Origin of the sequence: Streptococcus equinus (assembly GCF_049393735.1) — a bacterium.
GTDB lineage: Bacteria > Bacillota > Bacilli > Lactobacillales > Streptococcaceae > Streptococcus > Streptococcus equinus_G.
Map to the genome: position 1 here is coordinate 697,512 of NZ_CP185946.1, position 22,426 is coordinate 719,937.

The following is a 22,426-nucleotide window of genomic DNA, read 5'->3' on the forward strand; positions in this document are numbered from 1 at the left end:
CGCTTAGAAAATAGATTTACGTGAGTGAGGTTTTTTATGAACAGTCATAAAGAAAAAAAGTTTACAGATTCCTGGTTTTTCAAATGGGTATTAAATAGTCAAGCAACAGTAGCTATTTTGGTTACGTTTATTGCCTTTTTGACACTTTATTTGTTTACTAAGATTTCATTCTTATTTGAACCACTTTTGGCGTTTCTTGCTATTATCATGCTTCCTTTGGTTATATCAGCTATTCTTTACTATCTGATTAAGCCATTGGTTGCTTTCATCGAGCGTCGTGGTTTTAGTCGAACGACTTCAATTTTTATTATTTTTGCTATTATTATCGCTTTGATTATTTGGGCAGTTGCAAGCTTTATCCCGATGATTGAAGGGCAAGTTAAGTCATTTATCGAAAATTTACCTGCCTATGTTAAAAGTGTTAACGTTGAAGGTTCTAAGCTTTTGAGAAGCCCATGGCTTGCTAATTATCAGACTGAGCTGCAGGACATGCTTGCAAATATTAGCAACAAAGCTGTTGATTACGCTGAAAGCATTTCTAAGAATGCTTTTGATTGGGCATCTAATTTTGCGAGTGCTATAGCACGTGTAACTGTTGCTATCATTATGTCGCCATTTATTCTATTTTATTTCTTGCGTGATAGTCATAAGATGAAGGAGGGCTTGATTAGGTCTTTACCGACAAAAATGCGTCGTCCGTCAGCACGTATCCTTGGTGACATTAACAAGCAACTTGCAGGTTATGTTCAAGGTCAAGTAACTGTTGCTATCGTTGTTGGAATTATGTTTACGGTCTTCTTTAATATTATAGGCTTGCGTTATGCGGCAACTTTTGGTATTATTGCAGGGTTTCTTAATATGATTCCGTATCTTGGTAGCTTTTTAGCCATGGTTCCTATTGTGATTATGGGGATTGTTCAAGGACCGATTATGCTTGTTAAGGTTTTAGTCACTTTTGTGATTGAACAAACTTTCGAAGGACGTTTTGTGGCACCATTGGTTTTGGGAAGCAAGTTGAGCATTCACCCAATCACCATTATGTTTATTTTGCTAACATCTGGTTCAATGTTTGGTATTTGGGGAGTTTTCCTAGGAATTCCAATTTATGCGTCTATCAAGGTTGTTGTAAAAGAAATTTTTGACTGGTACAAAGGTGTCAGTGGTTTATACGAAGAAGATTTTATTGTCGAAAAAGGAGAAGAAAAAATAGAGAATGTTAAATAGTGAAAAAATGGTTGCTTCGCTTCAAAGTCAAAATTTGGAGCATGCTAATAAGTACTTTAAACGTGCTTTAAAAGAAGATGATGCGGAAACGCTCTTAGAATTGGCTGAATATCTTGAAAGCATTGGATTTTTACCGCAGGCAAAAGAAATTTACTTGCAAGAGCGTGAAGAATACCCAGAAGTCAATGTCAATCTTGCACAAATTGCTACAGAAGACGGCGACATTGAGGGGGCATTCTTGTATCTTGACGCGATTTCACCTGATAGTGATGCCTATTTGTCAGCACTTCTTGTTATGGCAGACATTTATGAAATGGAAGGTCTTGCGGATGTGGCGCGTGAGAAACTTTTGTTGGCTAATGAAATCAGTGATGAACCATTGGTTATCTTTGGTCTTGCTGAAATTGAACTTGAGCTTGGTAATTACAATCAAGCGATTAAGGAATATGCTAAGTTAGATAATCGCGAGATTTTGGAATTAACTGGTATTTCAACTTACCAACGTATTGGTCGAGCTTACGCTAGCCTTGGTAAATTTGAAGCTGCGATTGAGTTCCTTGAAAAAGCTGTAGAAATCGAGTACGATGACAATACTGTCTTTGAATTAGCGACAATCTTGTATGACCAAGAAGAGTATCAAAAAGCAAATATTTACTTCAAACAGTTGGAAACAATGAATCCAGACTTTGAAGGTTATGAATATGTCTACGCTCAATCTCTTCACGAAGAAAATAAAACTGAAGAAGCTCTTCGTTTGATTCAAAAAGGGTTGGCAAAAAATGAATTTGACACTAACCTTTTACTTGCTGCGTCACAATTCTCATATGAATTACATGATCCAAAACAAGCTGAAAGCTATTTAGTGAAAGCAAAAGAAGTTGCTGTAGACGATGAAGATGTACTTATGCGTTTGACTAACTTGTATTTGGAAGAAGAGCGCTACGAAGATGTGATTGCACTAAATCGTGATAATATCGATAATGTTCTTACAAAATGGAATATTGCTAAGGCTTATCAAGCACTTGAAGCTGATAAAAAAGCCCTTAAGATTTATGATGATTTAGCGACAGATTTAGCAGACAATCCTGAGTTCTTACAAGATTATGCTTATATTTTACGTGAATTTGGCTATATCGACCGTGCAAAAGACGTTGCTAAACGTTATTTAAGTTTTGTTCCAGATGATGTTAATATGGTGGAATTTATAGATGAAGATGAATTTTAAAAGTCTTTTAGCTGGTAATCTTATAACAGTTATTATCATTTTTGTTTTATTATCATTCTTTGATCAAAGTGGTGATCCAATGCGCAATATCATTGTTGTGTTTGTCGGATTTGTCTTGATGACTAGCTATGATTTTATCAGAACGAGAAAAGATAAGAAAAAATAAAACGTAGCAAAACGCTGCGTTTTTTCGTGTTATTTTCATAGATATTTTCATTAACAGAGGTTAAAGATAAATAAAAATTTCACAAGCGAAATTTCACAAACTTTTCGTAAAACTATGGTATAATTGATTCATATTTGTGAAAAAATAAAATTTTGTGATTTAGATTTGACTAATTTTATCACCAATCTTATTAAAAAGTGATGTATTTTGAAGGGAAACCCTTTCTTGATTAGTCATCTAAATATAGGAGATAAAATGACAGAACAAAAGCAATATGGGGCTGACTTAGTTGTAGACAGTCTCATCAACCATGACATCGAGTACGTATTTGGTATTCCGGGGGCAAAAATTGACCGTGTTTTTGATACTCTTGAAGACAAAGGGCCAAAATTAATCGTTGCTCGTCATGAACAAAATGCTGCTTTTATGGCGCAAGGTATTGGACGTATTACAGGAAATCCTGGTGTTGTGATCACAACCAGTGGACCTGGTGTATCAAACTTGGCAACAGGTTTGGTTACAGCGACTGATGAAGGTGATCCAGTCCTTGCTATTTCAGGGCAAGTAAAACGCTGTGATTTGTTGAAACGTTCTCACCAATCAATGAAAAACGTTGCGATGATGGAACCTGTGACAAAATTAGCAGTTGAAGTCCATGATCCAAATACACTTTCAGAAACGATTGCAAATGCCTACCGTGCTGCTAAATCAGGCAAACGCGGCGCAAGTTTTGTTTCAGTTCCGCAAGATGTGACAGATAGTCCTGTATCAGTTAAAGCAATCAAACCATTGACAGATCCTAAACTTGGTTCAGCGTCTGTTGATGATATTAACTATCTCGCACAAGCAATTCGCAATGCTAAGTTGCCTGTTTTGCTTTTGGGGAACGGAGCTTCTACACGTGCGGTTACAAAATCAATCCGTAAATTGTTAGAAGCAGTAAAATTACCAGTTGTTGAAACATTCCAAGGTGCTGGTATCGTTTCACGTGAACTTGAAGAAGATACTTTCTTTGGTCGTGTTGGTCTTTTCCGTAATCAACCAGGGGATATGCTTCTTAAAAAAGCTGACCTAGTTATCGCAATTGGTTATGACCCAATCGAGTATGAAGCTCGTAACTGGAATGCTGAAATTTCAGCACGTATCATTGTTATCGATGTAGCTCAAGCAGAAATCGACACTTATTTCCAACCAGAACGCGAATTGATTGGTGATATTTCTGATACTATTGATTTGTTGTTGCCAGCTGTTAACGGCTACACATTGCCAGAAGCTTCAGTAGATTATCTTCAAAATCTTAAAAAAAACGTTGTTGAGGATGTGAAATTTGACCGAAACTCTAAAGAAGGTCTTGTTCACCCTCTTGATGTCATTGAAGTCTTGCAAGAAAACACTACAGACGATATGACTGTTACAGTTGACGTTGGTAGTCACTACATTTGGATGGCACGTTACTTCAAATCATACGAAGCACGTCATTTGCTATTCTCAAATGGTATGCAAACTCTTGGTGTGGCTCTTCCATGGGCAATCTCAGCTGCGCTTGTACGTCCAAATACAAAAGTCATTTCTGTCTCTGGTGACGGTGGATTCTTATTCTCAGCACAAGAATTAGAAACAGCTGTGCGCCTTAATTTGCCAATCGTGCACATTATCTGGAACGATGGAAAATACAACATGGTTGAATTCCAAGAAGAGATGAAATATGGTCGTTCAGCCGGTGTTGACTTCGGACCAGTTGATTTTGTAAAATATGCTGAAAGTTTCGGTGCTAAAGGTTACCGAGTTGATAGCAAAGATTCATTTGAAGCGACACTTAAAAAAGCTATCGCTGAAGCTGAAAATGGTCCAGTCTTGATTGATATTCCAATTGATTACAAAGATAACATCAAACTTGGTGAAACAATTTTACCTGATGAATTTTATTAAGCCTTGCATTTTAGAGAATTTGGCAATAAAATAGATTAGTATTATTTAATTTTAAATGACGAAAGTGAAGGAGAATATGTCAGAAACAATTAAACTTTTCCAATACAATACCTTGAGTGCCCTTATGGCTGGTCTTTATGGTGGTACATTAACAATCGGTGAACTTTTAGAGCACGGTGATTTGGGAATTGGAACACTTGATTCTATTGATGGAGAGTTGATTATTCTAGACGGTAAAGCCTATCAAGCTATCGGTTCAAACGGAAAACCTGAAATTGTTGAGGTTTCTGATGATGTCAAAGTTCCTTATGCTGCAGTTGTTCCTCATCAAGCAGAAGTTATTTTCAAACAACGTTATGAAATGGATGATGTTGAATTGAAAAAACGCATCGAGTCATATTATGATGGGGTAAACTTGTTCCGTTCGATTAAAATTAAAGGGACTTTTTCTAAAATGCATGTTCGCATGATTCCAAAATCTGCACCAAATACAAAATTTGCAGAAGTAGCGACACGTCAACCAGAATACACTCGTGAAAACGTGACTGGTACCATTGTCGGTATTTGGACGCCTCAGATGTTCCATGGTGTAAGTGTTGCAGGGTATCATTTGCACTTTATTTCAGATGATTTAACTTTTGGTGGTCATGTGATGGATTTTGTCATTTCAGAAGGTGTTGTTGAAGTAGGACCTGTTGACCAACTAGATCAACGTTTCCCAGTTCAAGACCGCAAATACCTTTTTGCAAAATTCAATATGGATGAGCTAAAAGAAGACATCAATAAAAGCGAGTAAATCGTCTAGTCAAGCATAAGAAAAAGCACATTACTAAATAAGGGTCAGCCTTATTTTAGCAATGTGTTTTTTTATAAGATAAAATCCAATATAAAGTTGATTTTTATGCGATTTTATCATAAACTATAATTTGTTGTGTGTGAATTTTTTATCAATTTTGAAAATATTTGAAAATGAACTAATTCCACAATTTTATTAAATTTACAGGAGAATGTATGGATATTTTTCGAAAGACCCCAATGGCGCAAAAAACAAGTCATTTACAACGACGTCTGGGGCTTGCTGAACTTATCTTTTTAGGGGTAGGTTCGATGGTCGGGACTGGTATTTTTACCATAACAGGAGTGGGTGCTTCGCAATATGCAGGGCCTTCCATTACCATCTCGATTATTATTGCTGCTATTTGTGTAACTATGTCAGCATTGTTCTTTGCTGAATTTGCTTCAAGATTGCCTCATTCAGGTGGCGTTTATCGCTATTTGTATACTGTTTTTGGTGAGTATCCGGCTTGGATTGCTGGTTGGTTTATGATGATTGAGTTCGCAGGAGCTATTTCATCGGCTGCCTCAGGTTGGGGTGAATACTTAAAAGCTTTTTTAAGAACTTTTGGTGTCAATCTGCCAACAGCATTGAGTGGTCCATTTAACCCAGCAAAGGGAACTTATATTGATATTGTTCCAGTTATTTTGTTGTTTTTTGTAACGGTGCTGGTTGTCATGGGAGTGCAGACAGTATTGCGCTTTAATTCAATATTGGTTATTTTTAAATTAGCTGTGCTAATAATCTTCATCGCCCTTGGTTTAACAGCTATCAACACTAATAATTGGAGTGATTTTGCACCATACGGCTTTGGTCAAATTTATGGCGGAAAAGTTGGTATTGTAGCAGGAGCTTCATTGATGTTCTTTGCCTTTCTTGGGTTTGAATCAATTTCAATGGCAGCTGATGAAACAAAAGAGCCACAAAGAAAAATCCCTCAAGGTATTTTCGCATCAATTGGTTTGACAACTTTATTGTACATTTTAGTGACATTGGTTCTAACAGGGACAGTTCACTATTCTAAGTTGAATACTGCAGACGTTGTTCCTTTTGTACTTCGCAGTATTGGATTCCCTTTGGTTGGTAATATTGTCTCTGTTGTGGTTATTTTCACATTGGTGACTGTATGTATCTCAATGATGTTTGCACTATCTCGCGTGATTTACAACATTAGCTGTGATGGTCTATTGCCAAAACAATTCCAAGAATTGACATCTAAAAGTAAGGTGCCTAAAAAAGCGACAATTTTTGTTGGAATTGTGACAATGCTCTTCGCGGGAATTTTCCCTTTGGAAATTCTTGCTTTGTTGGTTAATATTGTGACACTTGCTTACCTTATCTTGCTTGCTTTCGGTGTTTTAAAACTTCGTAAAGACTTTGGTGAGCCAAAAGAAGGAGAATTCAAAACACCTTTGGTGCCGGTTCTTCCAATTCTATCAATTATCGTTTGCTTGTCATTGATGACACAATGTAAAGTTGAAACATGGATTAGCTTTATTGTTTCATTCGTTATTGGAAGTTTAATTTACTTTGGTTTTGGTTACAGACATTCTCAGTTGGGAAAAGAAACCGAAGAAAAATAATAAAAAAGTGATTCGTTTAAACGAATCACTTTTTATTTTCGATGCGCATACTATTGATTTTTTCTTCAGTCGGTGTAACGCGAAGCGTTTTTTGACCGGTGTAAGTGACAAAACCAGGTTTGGCTCCAGTTGGCTTGTTGAGTTTTTTAGCTTCAATCATATCAACTTGGATGAGATTTGATAGACGAGCTTTAGAATAATAAGCGGCAAGTTCTGCGGCGTCAGTCTTGACTTCATCGCTTGGGTTGAGGTTGTCTTTGATAAGAACGTGACTACCAGGAATGTCTTTGGCGTGGAACCAAAGCTCACCTTTTTTAGCCATTTTGAAGGTCAACTCATCGTTTTGAAGATTATTTCGCCCAACCATGATGATTGTCTTACCATCTGAAGCAAGATATTGTTCTGGTTTTTTACGTTTGTGACGTTTATCTTTTGTACGACGTTTGACAAATCCTGTCTCAACCAATTCTTCACGGATATCAGCAATGTCTGAGATAGAAGCATGACTCAAAGATGTTTCGACACTTTCAAGGTAAGTAATCGTATGCTTAGTTTCTTCGATTAGACCAGTTAAGTGCTTAACAGCTTCTTTAAGCTTTTGGTATTTTTTGAAATAACGCTGCGCATTTTGGTTAGGCGTCAAACTTTTATCAAGAGCAATGGTGATTTTTTCGTTAGTGTAATAGTTGTCAAGCTCCACTTGGTCTTGGTTGTTTGGCACCATTGAGAGATAAGTGGTTAAAAGTTCACCTTTTTGGCGGAATTCTTCGGCGTTTTCAGTCGCTTGGAGTTCTTTTTCTTGTTTTTTGAGTTTTTTGATATTTTTGTCAAGCTCTGTTTGAACGCGGTGAATCAAATCACTTGATTGTTGGTTAACACGATCGCGCTCGGCTTTGTCTTGATAGAAAACATCTAGCAATTCTGAAAGACTATCAAATGTCTTTTCTTTATTGCTGTTGTCAAATAGCACAGCAGAAAATGATTTATCAGTCATACTTGGCTGAACTTCTCTAGCAAAGAAAGCACGGAACTGTTTGATTTTATCATTGCTAAGCTGCGCAGTTAAATTTTCAGCTGTATCATGCCCTAAACCTTGGAAAAGTTTTTGAAGGTGACGAGGTGCTAAATCCTCAGTTTGTAAGATTTCAAATAATTTTTCATCTGAAACCGTAAATGGATTTTTGGCATCTGTTTTTGGCGGAGCGATGTAAGTTGAGCCAGGCAGAATTGTTCGGTAGCTATTTTGTGAGAAACCGATATGCTTGATAGACTCGATAATCTTGCTTTCAGCTTTATCAATCAAGATAATGTTACTGTGTTTGCCCATGATTTCAACGACCAAAGTGACTTTGATATTATCACCGATTTCGTTTTTATTTGAAAAGGCAATTTCTAAAATACGATCGTTGTCGATTTGTTCCAGACTTTCAATGACAGCACCTTGCAGGTATTTACGCATAATCATGGTAAATGTATTTGGTGTTTGTGGATTTTGAAAATCTGTTTTGGTAATTTGCACACGCCCAAAAACAGGGTGAGCAGAAAGTAGTAGTTTATAATTTTTACGGTTATTACGAATAGTTAAAACAAGCTCGTGCTCAAAGGGTTGATTGACCTTTTGAATGCGTCCGTAGAGGAGCTCATCTTGTAATTCTTTGGTTAAATGATGTAGAAAAAAACCATCAAATGACATGATTAAAGTTGTCAAAAGTTTTATCAGCAGAGAAACTGCAAATAAGACTTGCGACATCTCCTTTCTAATCTCGTGATTTCAATTCTTTTATTATACCATATTCACTGTGAAAACTGGTGTTTGTAAAACGGGAAAGTTGTTGATGTTATTTTTTTAGTTTTTGGATAATAGGAATAATTTCTTGGTAATGCTTATTTTCCATTTTGACGATAGCGTAGGTATTGACGAAAATATCTTTGAATTTTCTTGAGCTTGTAACGATAGCCTCATTGGCAAGTAGTCTTTCGGCGATGTCTTGGCTTACGATGGTAATACCTGTACCTTTGAGAACTTCATGTTCAATCAGTGAAAGGTTATCGATTGAGATGTGATGTTGTGTAGGTAGCTGATTAATCTTGATGAATTCCCTCAAGAAATTATGATAACTACTTGTCATGTGATAGAGTAAAAAGAGTGTTTTCTCCCCTTTATCAAAGGCATTAATAAGATTTTTATGCCCGATAATCATCAGTTTATCAGCGCGAAGTGGAATTTTAAGGACGCCTTTTTGAGTGTAACTACCTGACATGATGCCAAGATCAATCTGTCCATCTAAAAGTGCTTGGAAAATCTGATGAGAATTACTGTAAGATTGGACGTTTAGTTTGCGATTTTTTGGCAGATTATTCTGGATGGTGGAAAGGTAAGTTTTGAGGTAGGAAGTGTCAGAACCAAGAATAATGGTTTCGTCAAAGTTTGACTCTAAATCATCAAGAAGAGTGTTGTAAGAAAGTAAAGTTTGATTAGCAAATTGGTAAATGGCTTTTCCCTTTGTTGTAAGGGAGATTTTTTTATTTTTACGTAAGAAAACCTTACATAGATTGTTATTGATTTCTTTTATCCGCTTAGAAACTGCTGGTTGACTGATGTTGTTCAGTTTAGCAGCTTCAGAAAAGCTTTGAGTTTCGTAGATATCTTTGATTAATTTAAAGTCAAAAATAGATAATTTATAACTATGTTTCATATTTTAGATTTTATCATAAACAAAAGTTATATTCAATCTTCGCTAAGGAGGTTATATTTTCAAAAAAATAGCCTAAAATGCATGAAATATTAGCGATGTGTAAGAAAACCTCACATAAACCATTGAAATAAAATTCTGAAAATTATAAAATATTGACATCAATTGAGAAAGAGGTCCGAAGTATGGTTGTTTTGGAAGAGGAGTTGGCGGGTTTTGATTTAACGGCAAAGTATATGATTGAAATGAAAGGAATTCAAAAAAGTTATGGGAAACAAGAAGTTTTAAAAAATGTCAATCTTTCTGTTAAAAAGGGTGAAGTAGTGGTTTTAATAGGTCCATCTGGTAGTGGAAAATCAACTTTGATTCGAACGATTAATAAATTAGAAGAAATTAATGGGGGGAAAATAGCTGTAATGGGCAAAAATATTTACGATATGAACATGAATGATAATTTACTTCGGGAACGTGTCAACATGGTTTTCCAGCATTTCAATCTTTTTAATAACATGACCATTGCAAGAAACATTAGTATTGGCCCAGAAAAATTACACCGAAAAAGTAGCGAAGAGTTAAATGAGGTCGTTTGTCGGTTGTTAATGGCAGTTGGTTTGCTTGATAAGAAAGATGCTTATCCCGAAAATTTATCTGGTGGGCAGAAACAGCGTGTGGCAATTGCGAGAGCTTTGGCTATGGAGCCTGATATTATTTTATTTGATGAACCAACATCGGCACTTGATCCAGAAATGGTTGGTGAAGTTTTACAAGTCATGAAGGCTATCGCTAAAAGTGGGACGACAATGATTATTGTGACGCATGAAATTGGCTTTGCTAAAGAAGTGGCAGATCGGATAGTTTTTCTTGAAAATGGCGAGTTGATTGCGGATATGTTGCCAGAAGAAGTTAATAGTTCATATCCCAATCAACGTGTAGCAAGTTTTTTGAAACAAATTTTGTAAGTTAGGTGTAGGAGAGTTTTATGTTTGGTGGGTTTCTGGGAAGTTATGGTAGCTTTATTTTAGATGGTGCCTTGATGACGGTCTTTTTATCAGTGGTTTCGATGATTTCAGCTTTGGTTTTAGGTGGTGTTGTCACAGCAGCTCGGATGAGTGACAATCTTTTGGTTAGTGGTTTGACAAAACTTTATATTGAAGTGATTCGTGGTTTGCCAATGCTAGTCATTTTGTCACTCTTCTTTTATGGCTTGCCTGAGCTAGGGCTTAATATTCCCAAAGGGACTTTATTTGGGGTTGATTTAGATCGGTTGATTGCGGCGCTAACAGGCCTAACGGTAGGTGAATCGGTTTTTGTTGCTGAGATATATCGCTCAGGAATTCAGGCTGTTGATTCGGGACAGTTTGAAGGAGCACGAAGTATTGGATTTAATAAATTTCAAACCTATCGTTATGTGATTATTCCACAAGCTTTTAAAAATATATTACCAACGTTGGGTAATGAATTTGCTAATAACATCAAATCAAGTTCACAAGCGTCTGTTATTGGAGTGGCTGATTTGATGTTTACAGCAAGTACGATTCAAGGTATTTCTTACAAACCATTTCAAGCCGTTATTGCAGTTGGTATTGTGTATCTTGTCTTTACCTTTTCAACAACACGTATCGTTGCCCATTACGAAAAGAAAATGAACCGTAGTACAGAAGAACCTCTGAGTTTTGGTGAAAAGACAACTCAGTATTTACAAAAAATTAAATCTAGTTGGAAGCAACTGACAATAACAACAGCTGTTATAACAATCATTATTGGTTTATTTGCCTTGAATCAAGGCAGAGCTGCTCAGTCAGTAAGTGGTATTGAGAAGATTCAAGAATCAGGTCAGTTAGTGGTTGCGACGAATATTGGTTATGCGCCATATGAATTTTATGATTTGAGTACAGGTCATAAAAAGGCAGTTGGGGTTGACTTAGCCTTTGCCAAACAATTAGCAGATAAGCTACAAGTTAAATTGGTTGTTAAGAATATGAACTTTGATTCAATCTTAGGAACAATTACATCAGGTAATGCTGATATAGCTATTGCAGGGATGACTAAGACAAAGGAACGTGAAAAGTCAGTTGATTTCACCAAAAACTACGTTAAACAAACTAATAAAGTTATTGTTCGTAAAGAGTCAGCTAGTCAGTATTCATCGATAAAATCTTTAGCTCCGACATCAATTGCTGTTCAAAAATCCACTACGCAAGCTGATGTGGTAAAAGATAGTATCAAACCAAAACAAATTGTTGCTCTAACCAGTCTGCCAGATGCTTTCTTAAATTTATTACAAGGAAAAGTTGATGCGGTTGTTGCTGATGATACAGTGGCAGAGCAATACATCGCAAGTAACAGTGAATTAACATATGCTGATATTGAATTACCTGGGACAACTGAAACTGCTATGGCTTTGACACAAGGCAATCAATCGTTGAAAGTTTATGTCGATGACCTGATCGAACAAGATAAAAAGAATGGAACTTTTGACAATTGGATGAAAACTTATAGTAATCTTGCCCAAAAGAATACCGAAGAAAATTAAAAGGAGAATCTTATGACAGTAGTAGATGGAAGCAGTCGTTTACGAAAAGTGTTAATGTGCCGACCAGATTTTTTAGTCAGTGCTGCGCCGATTAATGTGATTTCTGAGCAGTACACAGAGCCATTAGATCACGAAAAAATGATGCAAGAATATGAAGCACTGGTTAAGGCTTATCAAGATAACGGCGTTGAAGTGGTTGAAGTCACTTCAAATAAGAAAATGCCGAATGCAGTTTTTGCAAGAGATTTTGGAGGTGATGTCAAGGAAGGTTATATTTTAGGACGATTTAAAAAAGAAATTCGCTTTGCTGAACGTCGACATTATGAAGACATCATGTCAGGGCTTGGCATTCCAAAAATTGCCGAAGTAACTGACGGTTACTTTGAAGGGGGTGATTTTGCTTTTATTGATGAAAAAACGTTAGCGATTGGTGTGCTTGACCGCACTAATCTCACGGGTGTTGATGAAATTCGTAAGCAGCTCGAACCGTTTGGTTACAAGGTCTACGCTGTTAAAGCAGATCCAGATTATTTGCATTTGGATATGTGCTTTAACTTAGTAGCTCCGAAACTTGCTATTGCTTATGAAGCTGGATTACCAGATGATTTTATTACCTTGGTTAAGGAAAAAGGCATTAAGATTATTTCTGGAACGCAAGACATGATTTTTAAACATGGATATAACGTTGAAGCTTTGGGAGATAATCGTGTGATGAGTTTAAAACAAAATACCTTTATCAATGAAGCTCTTCGTAGTGAAGGTATGGAAGTTATTGAGGTCGATATTACAGAGTTATTGAAGGCAGGCGGTGGCGTGCATTGCATGACTTTCCCACTTGAACGTTATTAAACAGTTGCTTATGAATTATTTGTAGATGTGGATTGCCACGTAAAAAACAATTTAGAAAGTTTGTTATGTCAACATTTTTAGCTAAATCATTTGAAACTATTGTCGCTTATGAACCTGGTGAACAACTTGGAGATGATTATCTTAAATTAAATGCCAATGAAAGTTCACAAGAGCCTAGTCCTCGTGTTTTAGAGGTTTTGAAGAATGCTCAAAACTTAAATTATTATAACGATCCATGTCAACATAAATTACGTCAAAAATTAGCACAGCTACATTCACTTGACCAAGCAAACATCATTGTTGGAACAGGGGCAGATGATGTTTTGGATTTAATTTTTCGGACATTTTTTGATCGTGGGGACAAAATCGCTTTTCCAAAAATCACTTACCCGTTTTATAAAGGATATGCGGATACGTTTGGATATGAAGTATTAGAGGTGCCTTTAACAAAAGATTTACGTGTTGATTTATCAGATTATGAAGATCTTGCGCATGCTGTTTTAGTTGTTAATCCAGATGCGCCAACAGGTTTTTTAAAACCTTTGTCTGCTATCAAAAAATTGGTTGCTTCGCACCCAGAACGACTAGTCATTGTTGATGAGGCTTATATTGATTTTGGCGGTGCTTCACAAACGGCTATCAAGCTAGTCGAAGAATTTTCGAATGTTATTGTTGTTCGTACTTTTTCAAAATCTCGTCAATTAGCCGGTGGTCGAATTGGTTACGCTGTTGCTTGTAAAGAACTCATCAAAGATATGGAAGATTTAAAAATGGCGGTTAATCCATTCAACGTGAGTTTGCTACAAGAAGAAGTGGCAATAGCAAGTTTAGAAGATGAATTTCATTTTGAAAGACATGTTAAGGAAATTATCGACAATCGTGATTTTTTGACATCAGCTCTTCGTATTTTAGGTTTTAAAGTTTTAAATAGTAAGACAAACTTTGTCTATGCGTCGTCACGCTTTATTTCTGGGGAAGAATTATATGAAAAATTGCGTGAGCGCCATATCTTAGTTCGTCACTATGAGACAGAAGAAGTCAAAGATTTTATTCGTATCACCATTGGTACCAAGAAAGAAATGCACCGTCTAGTTAGTGAGGTAGATGCTATTTTAAAGGAGAAAGATCATGATAAAAGTGTTAATTTCTGATTATCCAAATGTTTTGGCGGAGCGTGATTTGAGTATCGAAGTTAACCTTTTAAAGGAACTTTTACCTGCTGATAGTGAAATTGCTGTTTATCCTTATATCAATGAAGATGAATTTATCGAAAGAATGTCTGGGGTGGATGTACTTTTGACAGCCTTTCTTCCACTTAAAGAAGATATTTTAGGAAAATTTCCTGATTTGAAGGGAATTGCAGTTAATGCGACGGGGACAAATACCATTGATACCAACTATGCTCAAAAACTAGGCATTGCTGTTCGAAGTTTGGGGGCTTATTCGACAGAGGATGTAGCCAACCATGCGATAGCTCTCTTGCTTACTTTAAATCAAAAACTCTTTATACATCGCAAATTCATAGAAGCAGGATTTTGGAACTATCAAAAGGTTGGTGAGGTGAAACGACTTTCCTCTCAAACCTTAGCTATTTTTGGACTTGGTCGAATTGGGCAAGCAGTAGCAAAGCGCGCAAAAAGTTTTGGAATGTCAGTGATAGCTCATGATCCCTTTATTTCTGAGGAAGTGGCAGAACAGCTTGGTGTCAATTTGGTCTCGGTCGAAACTATTCAGGCAGAGGCGGATGTGATTAGTCTACATTTATTTGCAAATTCAGCTAATGAGCACTTCTTTAATCGTGATTTCTTTAAAAAGTTGAAAAAACCAGTCATTTTTATCAATGTGGCGCGTGGAAGTCTTGTTGATGAAGCAGCATTGATAGAAGCGCTAGATGAAGGCAAAGTAATTGGTGCTGGTCTTGATGTCTTAGAGAGCGAAAATCCAGACCTAGTTGGAAATCCGTTTGTTGGGCGAGATAATGTCATATTGACACCTCATTCTGCCTTTTATAGTCAAGAAAGTCTGAATACTTTGCAAGTTCAAACGGTTAAAAATGCAGTTGCAATTTTGAAGGAGTATCATCATGAAATTTGAAGCTATCGAGGAATATAGTTTGCCTGAGCGTATAGAAGCCATTGCTAAATATTTGGTATCGATTTTTTCAGTTAATGGTACAAAAGGTGAGGAAGAATTGGCAGATGCCATCTATGAATTGGTGCAGTCAGCGCCATATTTTAAAACTCATCCTGAATATGTTTGGCAACAAGTTTTAGCAGATGATTCCTTAAAGCGTAAAAATAATTTTGCACTGCTTAAAAAAATTGGAACATCAAAGACGGTAATCTTGCATTCTCACATGGATACCGTTGGGATTGAAGATTATGGTCCTATAAAAAACATCGCTAATGATTCAGACGCGCTGCAAGAGTTCTTTAAAAATTATGATGATGATCCAATTATTCAAAAGCATGCTAAATCTGGTGATTGGTTGTTTGGTCGCGGAATGCTTGATATGAAATCAGGTGATGCAGTCAATATTGCGATACTTTTTTACTACATGGAACATCTAGATGAGCTTCCTTGCAATTTACTTTTAATGACAAATTGTGTTGAGGAAAATGACCATACCGGTGCTATCCAAGCTTCTAGTGAACTTTTACGTCTTTCAAAACAGGGATTTGATTTTCAAGTAGCCATTAATACAGATTTTATTTCGCCTTCATATGACGGTGATGAGAAGAAATATCTCTACACAGGCGCTGCTGGAAAAATGCTGACATGTTTTTATATTAAAGGCAGAGAAACACATGTCGGTAGTTGCTTGATGGGGATTGATGCAACCTTAATATCAAGTGCCATTAATCTCAAAATCAACACTAACCTTGATTTAGTTGAAACAATTGATAATGAAGAAATTTTACCGAGTTCAGCTTTGCTTCAACGTGATTGTAAAGATTTCTATAATGTACAAACTAACAAGCGTGCCAATCTTTACTTCAATACTTTTCTTTATGAAAAGAGTGCAGATGAGGTCTTACAATTTTTACTTGAGGCAAGCAAAGAAGCGGTTCAAGAGTTATCGATGACCTATCGCAAACGATTTAAAGTCTACAGTAAAAGAAGTCGCATTCACAGCAGTATCTCACATGATATTGATGTGATGACATTTTCACAGTATCTCGGTGTCTTAGAGCAAAAAGGGTATGATAGCAAAGTCTTGATTAGAGAGTTTTTCGAAAATATTGGAGACTATGATAAAAGAGAAGTTGGTTTTGATTTAATTGATTTTCTTGAAGCTAAGACACAGTTGGATGGAGCAAAGGTGATTATCTTTTTAGCACCACCATTTTGCCCTCACAATTACATTGATTTAGGTAGTGATGTCGACCGAGCTCTTGAAGAAATGATGGCGGAATTTCCTCAAGAACAATTCGTGAAACGACGTTTTTTCCCGTTTTTAAGTGATTCAAGTTATCTTGCCATGCGAGAAAGTTTTGAAGATATTGACAAGTTGAAGGCTAATTTTCCTTTGATGGATGCTATTTATCCTTTGCCAGTTGAGACAATTAGAAGCCTCAATATTCCTGCTGTCGATTTAGGAGTCTACGGTATTGGTGCCCACACATGGAAGGAAAGAGTCTATAAACCTTATTCTTATCATACTCTTCCGAATGTTATTAGAAGTTTTATTGACCATCTCATAATGTAACAAGAAAAAATGTGAAAATTTTGAAAAGTGCTTGATATTTTTTGATTTTAGGTTATAATTATAAAAAAACACAGGAGGAAGACTAGGATGAACATGACACAAATTCTTACAAGTTGGCAAAGTTGGCGTATGTAGAAGTTGTGTTTATGTAGTTGCATAGATACGACTTTTGGAGTACTTCTAAAAAGTATCTATGCGCTAATCTTAGTTACAAGATATCAAAAGCGTGTAGTAAAAACTTACTACACGCTTTTCTTTTTAGTTGACTCACAGGTTGAAAGTAAATAAAAGTAGATATTAGTCAACGGAGATAAAAGATGAAAAATAAAGCACTTATTGGAACACTTATTGGTCTTGTAATTTTGGTAGTTGGTTCAATGATTTATGACCAAACCAAAAATGATTCAAGTAAAAATGATGTGGTTAAAATTGGTATTTTGCAGTATGTTACTCACGATGCGCTTGATGAGATTGAAAAGGGAATCGAAGATGGTTTAGCCGATGCTGGTTATGATAAGAGTAACGCTAAAATTACGGTTCTCAATGCAGAAGCTGACCAAAGTAAAATTCAAACCATGAGTAAACAACTGGTTAACGCCAAAAATGATGTTCTTATTGGAATTGCTACACCAGCAGCTCAAGGTTTGGCATCAGCTACGAGTGATACTCCAGTTGTGATGGGCGCAATTTCAGACCCAGTTGGTGCAAAATTGGTGAAAAATCTTAAACACCCAGAAGCAAATGTCACTGGTGTTTCAAACCAAGTTCCAATTGAACAAACGGTTGAAATGATTCAAGAAATTACACCAAATGCCAAAACAATTGGTGTCTTATATGCTAGCAGCGAGGATAACTCTGTTTCGCAAGTTGCTGAATTCAAAAAATACGCTGAAGCAGCAGGTATCAACGTCGTTAAATACGCTGTTCCATCAACAAATGAAATCAAAACGACAATGTCAGTAATGACTAGCAAGGTTGATGCGGTTTTCGTGCCGCAAGATAACACGATTGCTTCAGCATTTACGACAGTTGTCAATTCAGCAAATGCCGCTAAGATTCCAGTTTATTCATGTGTTGATACGATGGTTGAACAAGGAAGTATCGCCTCAGTTGCACAAAGTCAATACGATTTGGGGGTAGAAACAGCTAAGGTTGCAGTTAAATTACTTGCAGGTAAAAAAGTGTCTGATGTTCCTGTAAAAATTGTTAATACTGGTACACCAACGCTTAATTTGAAAGAAGCAAAAGAGCTTGGCATTACGGTTCCTGACAGCATGTTGTCAAAAGCAACAGTAGCAGTCAAAGAAGATGAAAATTAAGAGAGGAAGAGAAAAAATATGATTATTTCGTCAGTTTCACAAGGACTTTTGTGGGGAATTCTTGGATTGGGAATTTACCTCACATTCCGAATCCTTAATTTTCCAGATATGACAACAGAAGGGTCATTTCCGCTTGGTGGCGCAGTAGCTGTTACCTTGATGAACAATGGTTTACATCCGCTTTTAGCGACTCTAGCAGGAATGCTTGCAGGATGTGTGGCTGGTCTTGTTACTGGGTTGCTTTATACGAAAGGAAAAATTCCAACGCTTCTAGCAGGAATTTTGGTGATGACGTCATGTAACTCAGTTATGCTTATGGTTATGAAGCGTGCTAACCTTGGTTTACTTGATATCAAACCGCTGCAAGCATTGCTGCCATTTTCAGATAGCACGAATCTTTTGGTGATTGGTTTGTTAGCAGTTGTTATCGTGATTTCTGCATTGATTTTCTTCTTGTATACTCGACTAGGTCAAGCTTATATCGCAACGGGTGATAACCGTGATATGGCAAAAAGTTTTGGTATCAACACTGACCGCATGGAAGTTATGGGGCTTGTTGTTTCAAATGGTTTGATTGCTTTGTCAGGTGCACTTGTTAGTCAACAAGATGGCTATGCGGATGTTTCAAAAGGAATCGGTGTTATCGTTATTGGGCTTGCAAGTATTATCATCGGAGAAGTGCTCTACTCAACAGGCTTGACACTACTTGAACGTTTGATTGCGATTGTGGTTGGTTCAATCTTGTACCAATTTTTAATTACAGGTGTTATTGCACTTGGATTTAATACGAATTATCTTAAATTGTTTAGTGCGATTGTCCTAGCAATTTGTTTAATGGTTCCAGTTCTTAAAAATAAATTCTTTAAAGGAGTGACCTTATCACGATGAAAAAAATTGTAGAATTAAAAAATGCAACAGTTCAAGTCAACAATGGTCTTGATGAGGTCAAAACAATCCTTGATGATGTGAATTTGACCATTTATGAACATGATTTCTTAACCATTTTAGGTGGAAATGGTGCTGGTAAATCAACACTCTTTAATGTGATTGCTGGAACGTTGATGTTAACTAGCGGAAAAATTTATATTTTGGGTAAAGATGTGACAAATCTACCAGCTGAAAAACGTGCCAATTATCTTGCGCGTGTTTTCCAAGATCCGAAAATGGGAACAGCACCACGTATGACTGTGGCTGAAAATCTTCTCATTGCTAAATATCGTGGTGAAAAACGTGGACTTTTGCCTCGAAAAATTCATCATTTTACTGATGAGTTTAAAACATTGGTCGCACGAACTGGAAATGGTCTTGAAAAACATTTGGACACACCGACGGGGCTTTTATCAGGTGGGCAACGTCAAGCGCTTAGCCTTTTAATGGCAACCTTAAAACGACCAGAATTGTTACTGCTTGATGAACACACAGCTGCGCTTGACCCAAAAACAAGTGTATCTTTGATGAATCTGACAGACGAATTTGTATCTGGTGATGAGCTAACAGCGCTCATGATTACACATCACATGGAAGATGCGCTCAAGTACGGCAACCGTTTGATTGTTATGAAAGACGGCAAAATTATCAAAGACCTTAACCAAGACGAAAAAGCCCAAATGGCAATTGCTGATTACTATCAATTGTTTGAATAAGAAAAAATGCCTTAGGGCGTTTTTTTTTGCGCTCTTAATAACATTTCCAAATTCAAAAGAAGAAAATCTTCTGAAAATATGTTACAATGAAGTTGCTGTAATTCGACTTGCTAACCTTTTTTGGAGGCAAGGACCGTTAGTAAGATTTCATAAGCAAAGTAATTTGCACGTATAAAAAATTAAAATAAGGAGAAAACATCGACATGAGCGATATTAAAATTATTGCCCTAGGTGGGGTTCGTGAAAATGCTAAGAACCTCTATGTGGTAGAAGTTAATGACTCGATTTTCGTTTTGGATGCCGGGTTAAGATATCCTGAAAACGAGCAACTTGGTGTGGATGAAGTTATTCCAAACCTTGATTACTTGATTGAAAATAAAAAACGTGTTCAAGGGATTTTCCTAACACACGGGCACGCGGATGCTATCGGAGCTCTTCCATACATCTTGTCTGAATTCAAAGCGCCAGTCTTTGGTTCACCACTTACAATTGAATTAGCAAAACTTTTTGTTAAAAAGAACACTAATGTTAAAAAATTCAATAATTTCCACGTTATTGATGCTGAAACAGAGATTGAATTTGCGGATGCAACTATTTCATTCTTTAAAACTACTCACTCAGTTCCAGAAAGTTTAGGGATTGTTGTAGGGACAGACGAAGGAAACATTGTTTACACAGGTGACTTCAAATTTGACCAAGCTGCACGTAAATATTACCGCACTGATTTGGCACGCTTGACAGAAATTGGTCGTGAAGGAGTGCTTGCTCTTCTTTCTGATTCAGCTAACGCAACTAGCCATGTGATGACAGCTAGTGAAGCAGAAGTTGCGGCTGAAATGGATAGCGCAATCGCTGACGCTGAAGGCCGTGTTATCATCGCTGCCGTTGCTTCAAACCTTGTTCGTATCCAACAAGTTTTTGATTCAGCTGCAGAATATGGTCGCCGTGTGGTTCTTACAGGTTTTGATGCTGAAAACATTGTTCGCACAGCGATTCGTATGAAACGTCTTCGTTTGGTAGATGAAAAACTTATCATCAAGCCAAAAGATATGCACAAATACGAAGACCACGAATTGATTATTCTTGAAGCTGGTCGTATGGGTGAACCAATCAATGGTTTGCATAAGATGGCTCTTGGTCGTCACCGTTACGTTCAAATTAAAGACGGTGATTTGGTATACATCGTTACAACACCAAGCCTTTCAAAAGAAGCTGCTGTTGCACGCGTTGAAAACTTGATTTACAAAGCAGGTGGGATTGTTCACCTTATTTCACAGAGCCTTAACGTGTCTGGTCATGCCAATGCGCGTGACTTGCAATTGATGCTTAACCTTCTTCAACCGAAATACCTCTTCCCAGTTCAAGGTGAGTACCGTAATTTAGCTGCTCACGCTGAATTGGCAGAAGAAGTTGGTATGTATCCTGAAAATATCTACATCGTTAAACGTGGTGATGTCATGGTTCTTGGTAAAAATGGCTTTAACCACGAAGGTAGCGTGCCAGCTGGAGATGTCATGATTGATGGTAATGCTATCGGTGATGTTGGTAACATCGTTCTTCGTGACCGTAAAGTCTTGTCAGAAGATGGTATTTTCATCGTTGCTTTGACTGTTAATAAACGTGAGAAGAAAATCGTTTCTAAAGCGAAGATTCACACACGTGGATTTGTCTATGTTAAGAAGAGTCGTGATATTCTTCGTGAGTCAGCTGAATTGGTTAACCAAACTGTTGAAAATTATCTTGAACAAGAAAACTTTGACTGGGGTGAATTAAAAGGAGCTGTTCGCGATGAAGTCGCTAAGTTCTTATTTGACCAAACAAAACGTCGCCCAGCGATTTTACCAGTCGTCATGGAAGTAAGATAAAAATAAAGAGAGGGTGAGCAGTGCTCAATCCTCTTTTTTCTTGTTTTTTTAAGCTTTGCTTGTTATACTAAAGCCCAGGGTAATTTGTTTATCTAAAAACCCGATAAAGAAAGGCTATGTATGAGAACATTATTTAAGATTATCTTCTTTATTCCAAGTCTTATTATTAATATTATTTGGAGTTTTTTCTGGGCAATTATCAAGACCATCGTCTTGTTTGCTATTGTTTGTTTTGGTCTGCTTTATTATGCTAATAACAGTAGCTCGCAGTTAGCAAATTCTATTTCAAATATTGCAAACAGTGTAACGACTTATTTTGCAGACAATAAAGACGATATTGCTTCTAATTTAAAAGAATTGTCAACGGATGACTTTACGCATTATTCTGGTGCTCGCTGGTCAAGCAATTCAGCAAATGTTTATATTGAAACAACAGACGAGACCTTGGTTTCTGCTTATGAAGAAGCTATTAATGCTTGGAATGCGACCGGTGCCTTTACGTTTACGTTAGTTGATGATGAAAGCTCTGCTGATATTGTTGCGACGGAATACTCTGATGCCAGCTCGAAAGCAGCAGGGCTGGCTGAAACTGAGACTAATGCTTTGACAAATCAAATCACTCATGTCGATGTGAAGTTGAACACGTATTATTTGCTTGAAAATGATTATGGCTACACACACAACCGTATCGTCTACACTGCCGAGCATGAACTTGGGCATGCGATTGGATTAGATCACGACGATGACGAAGAATCAGTTATGCAGTCATCAGGCTCTTACTATGGCATCCAAAGTGTTGATATCGAGAAAGTGAATGAGATTTATGCCCCTTAGTGAAAATAAATTTTGAAAA

At 36.9% G+C, this 22,426-nt stretch carries 19 protein-coding genes; 17 read left to right on the top strand and 2 right to left on the bottom strand.

Annotation, left to right across the window (positions count from 1 at the left end; translation table 11 throughout):
• Nucleotides 1-36: 36 nt before the first annotated feature.
• From ACNTMY_RS03535 to ACNTMY_RS03560, 6 genes are all read left to right on the top strand, one after another.
• Complete coding sequence (locus ACNTMY_RS03535) at nucleotides 37-1,224, top strand: AI-2E family transporter (protein ID WP_423216664.1); 1,188 nt, start codon at nucleotides 37-39, stop codon at nucleotides 1,222-1,224.
• Entirely contained in the window at nucleotides 1,214-2,449 is a 1,236-nt protein-coding gene (locus ACNTMY_RS03540) for a tetratricopeptide repeat protein (RefSeq protein WP_423216665.1), read from the top strand. The genes ACNTMY_RS03535 and ACNTMY_RS03540 overlap by 11 nt, the downstream gene beginning before the upstream one ends.
• Nucleotides 2,433-2,615 (top strand): hypothetical protein, encoded by a 183-nt coding sequence (locus ACNTMY_RS03545; RefSeq protein WP_021142043.1) that lies wholly within the window; start codon nucleotides 2,433-2,435, stop codon nucleotides 2,613-2,615. The genes ACNTMY_RS03540 and ACNTMY_RS03545 overlap by 17 nt, the downstream gene beginning before the upstream one ends.
• Nucleotides 2,616-2,870: 255 nt before the next feature.
• Nucleotides 2,871-4,544: an acetolactate synthase AlsS gene (gene alsS, locus ACNTMY_RS03550; protein ID WP_423216666.1), complete on the top strand. Its 1,674-nt coding sequence runs from the start codon at nucleotides 2,871-2,873 to the stop codon at nucleotides 4,542-4,544.
• A 76-nt stretch (nucleotides 4,545-4,620) separates the two neighbouring features.
• On the top strand, nucleotides 4,621-5,340 hold the full coding sequence (gene budA / locus ACNTMY_RS03555) for an acetolactate decarboxylase (RefSeq protein ID WP_021142045.1): 720 nt from the start codon (nucleotides 4,621-4,623) through the stop codon (nucleotides 5,338-5,340).
• Nucleotides 5,341-5,555: 215 nt separating this feature from the next.
• Nucleotides 5,556-6,962, top strand: a complete 1,407-nt coding sequence (locus ACNTMY_RS03560) for an APC family permease (protein WP_423216667.1) — start codon at nucleotides 5,556-5,558, stop codon at nucleotides 6,960-6,962.
• Between the two features lie 25 nt (nucleotides 6,963-6,987).
• Here the strand turns inward: ACNTMY_RS03560 and ACNTMY_RS03565 are convergent, their stop codons facing one another.
• Together ACNTMY_RS03565 and ACNTMY_RS03570 are read right to left on the bottom strand one after the other, a co-directional pair.
• Nucleotides 6,988-8,655, bottom strand: coding sequence for an Rqc2 family fibronectin-binding protein (locus ACNTMY_RS03565; protein ID WP_423216855.1), 1,668 nt, complete (start codon nucleotides 8,653-8,655; stop codon nucleotides 6,988-6,990).
• Between the two features lie 145 nt (nucleotides 8,656-8,800).
• Entirely contained in the window at nucleotides 8,801-9,658 is an 858-nt protein-coding gene (locus tag ACNTMY_RS03570) for a LysR family transcriptional regulator (RefSeq protein WP_423216668.1), read from the bottom strand.
• Between the two features lie 182 nt (nucleotides 9,659-9,840).
• On the opposite strand from ACNTMY_RS03570, the gene ACNTMY_RS03575 reads away from it, so the two are divergent.
• From ACNTMY_RS03575 to ACNTMY_RS03625, 11 genes are all read left to right on the top strand, one after another.
• Nucleotides 9,841-10,614 (top strand): amino acid ABC transporter ATP-binding protein, encoded by a 774-nt coding sequence (locus ACNTMY_RS03575; RefSeq protein WP_423216669.1) that lies wholly within the window; start codon nucleotides 9,841-9,843, stop codon nucleotides 10,612-10,614.
• Nucleotides 10,615-10,634: 20 nt separating this feature from the next.
• The gene (locus ACNTMY_RS03580) at nucleotides 10,635-12,188 is read left to right on the top strand and encodes an ABC transporter permease subunit (protein WP_423216670.1); all 1,554 of its coding nucleotides are present in this window, start codon (nucleotides 10,635-10,637) and stop codon (nucleotides 12,186-12,188) included.
• A 12-nt stretch (nucleotides 12,189-12,200) separates the two neighbouring features.
• Entirely contained in the window at nucleotides 12,201-13,037 is an 837-nt protein-coding gene (locus tag ACNTMY_RS03585; RefSeq protein ID WP_423216671.1) for a dimethylarginine dimethylaminohydrolase family protein, read from the top strand.
• 65 nt (nucleotides 13,038-13,102) lie between these two features.
• Nucleotides 13,103-14,188, top strand: coding sequence for a histidinol-phosphate transaminase (gene hisC, locus ACNTMY_RS03590; protein WP_423216672.1), 1,086 nt, complete (start codon nucleotides 13,103-13,105; stop codon nucleotides 14,186-14,188).
• Entirely contained in the window at nucleotides 14,166-15,131 is a 966-nt protein-coding gene (locus tag ACNTMY_RS03595) for an NAD(P)-dependent oxidoreductase (protein ID WP_423216673.1), read from the top strand. Before hisC ends, ACNTMY_RS03595 begins: the two co-directional genes overlap by 23 nt.
• Nucleotides 15,121-16,746 carry a peptidase M20 gene (locus ACNTMY_RS03600; protein ID WP_423216674.1) on the top strand — a complete coding sequence of 542 codons (1,626 nt, stop codon included), beginning with the start codon at nucleotides 15,121-15,123 and terminating at the stop codon, nucleotides 16,744-16,746. The genes ACNTMY_RS03595 and ACNTMY_RS03600 overlap by 11 nt, the downstream gene beginning before the upstream one ends.
• 317 nt (nucleotides 16,747-17,063) lie before the next feature.
• A complete protein-coding gene (gene trpX / locus ACNTMY_RS03605) occupies nucleotides 17,064-18,065 on the top strand; it encodes a tryptophan ABC transporter substrate-binding protein (RefSeq protein ID WP_423216675.1) in 1,002 nt (333 codons plus the stop codon).
• 18 nt (nucleotides 18,066-18,083) lie between these two features.
• Nucleotides 18,084-18,953, top strand: a complete 870-nt coding sequence (locus ACNTMY_RS03610) for an ABC transporter permease (RefSeq protein WP_423216676.1) — start codon at nucleotides 18,084-18,086, stop codon at nucleotides 18,951-18,953.
• Nucleotides 18,950-19,708 (top strand): ABC transporter ATP-binding protein, encoded by a 759-nt coding sequence (locus ACNTMY_RS03615; protein ID WP_423216677.1) that lies wholly within the window; start codon nucleotides 18,950-18,952, stop codon nucleotides 19,706-19,708. The genes ACNTMY_RS03610 and ACNTMY_RS03615 overlap by 4 nt, the downstream gene beginning before the upstream one ends.
• Before the next feature lie 203 nt (nucleotides 19,709-19,911).
• Nucleotides 19,912-21,573, top strand: a complete 1,662-nt coding sequence (locus ACNTMY_RS03620) for a ribonuclease J (RefSeq protein ID WP_423216678.1) — start codon at nucleotides 19,912-19,914, stop codon at nucleotides 21,571-21,573.
• A gap of 120 nt (nucleotides 21,574-21,693) precedes the next feature.
• Nucleotides 21,694-22,407 (top strand): matrixin family metalloprotease, encoded by a 714-nt coding sequence (locus ACNTMY_RS03625; RefSeq protein WP_423216679.1) that lies wholly within the window; start codon nucleotides 21,694-21,696, stop codon nucleotides 22,405-22,407.
• Nucleotides 22,408-22,426 lie beyond the last annotated feature (19 nt).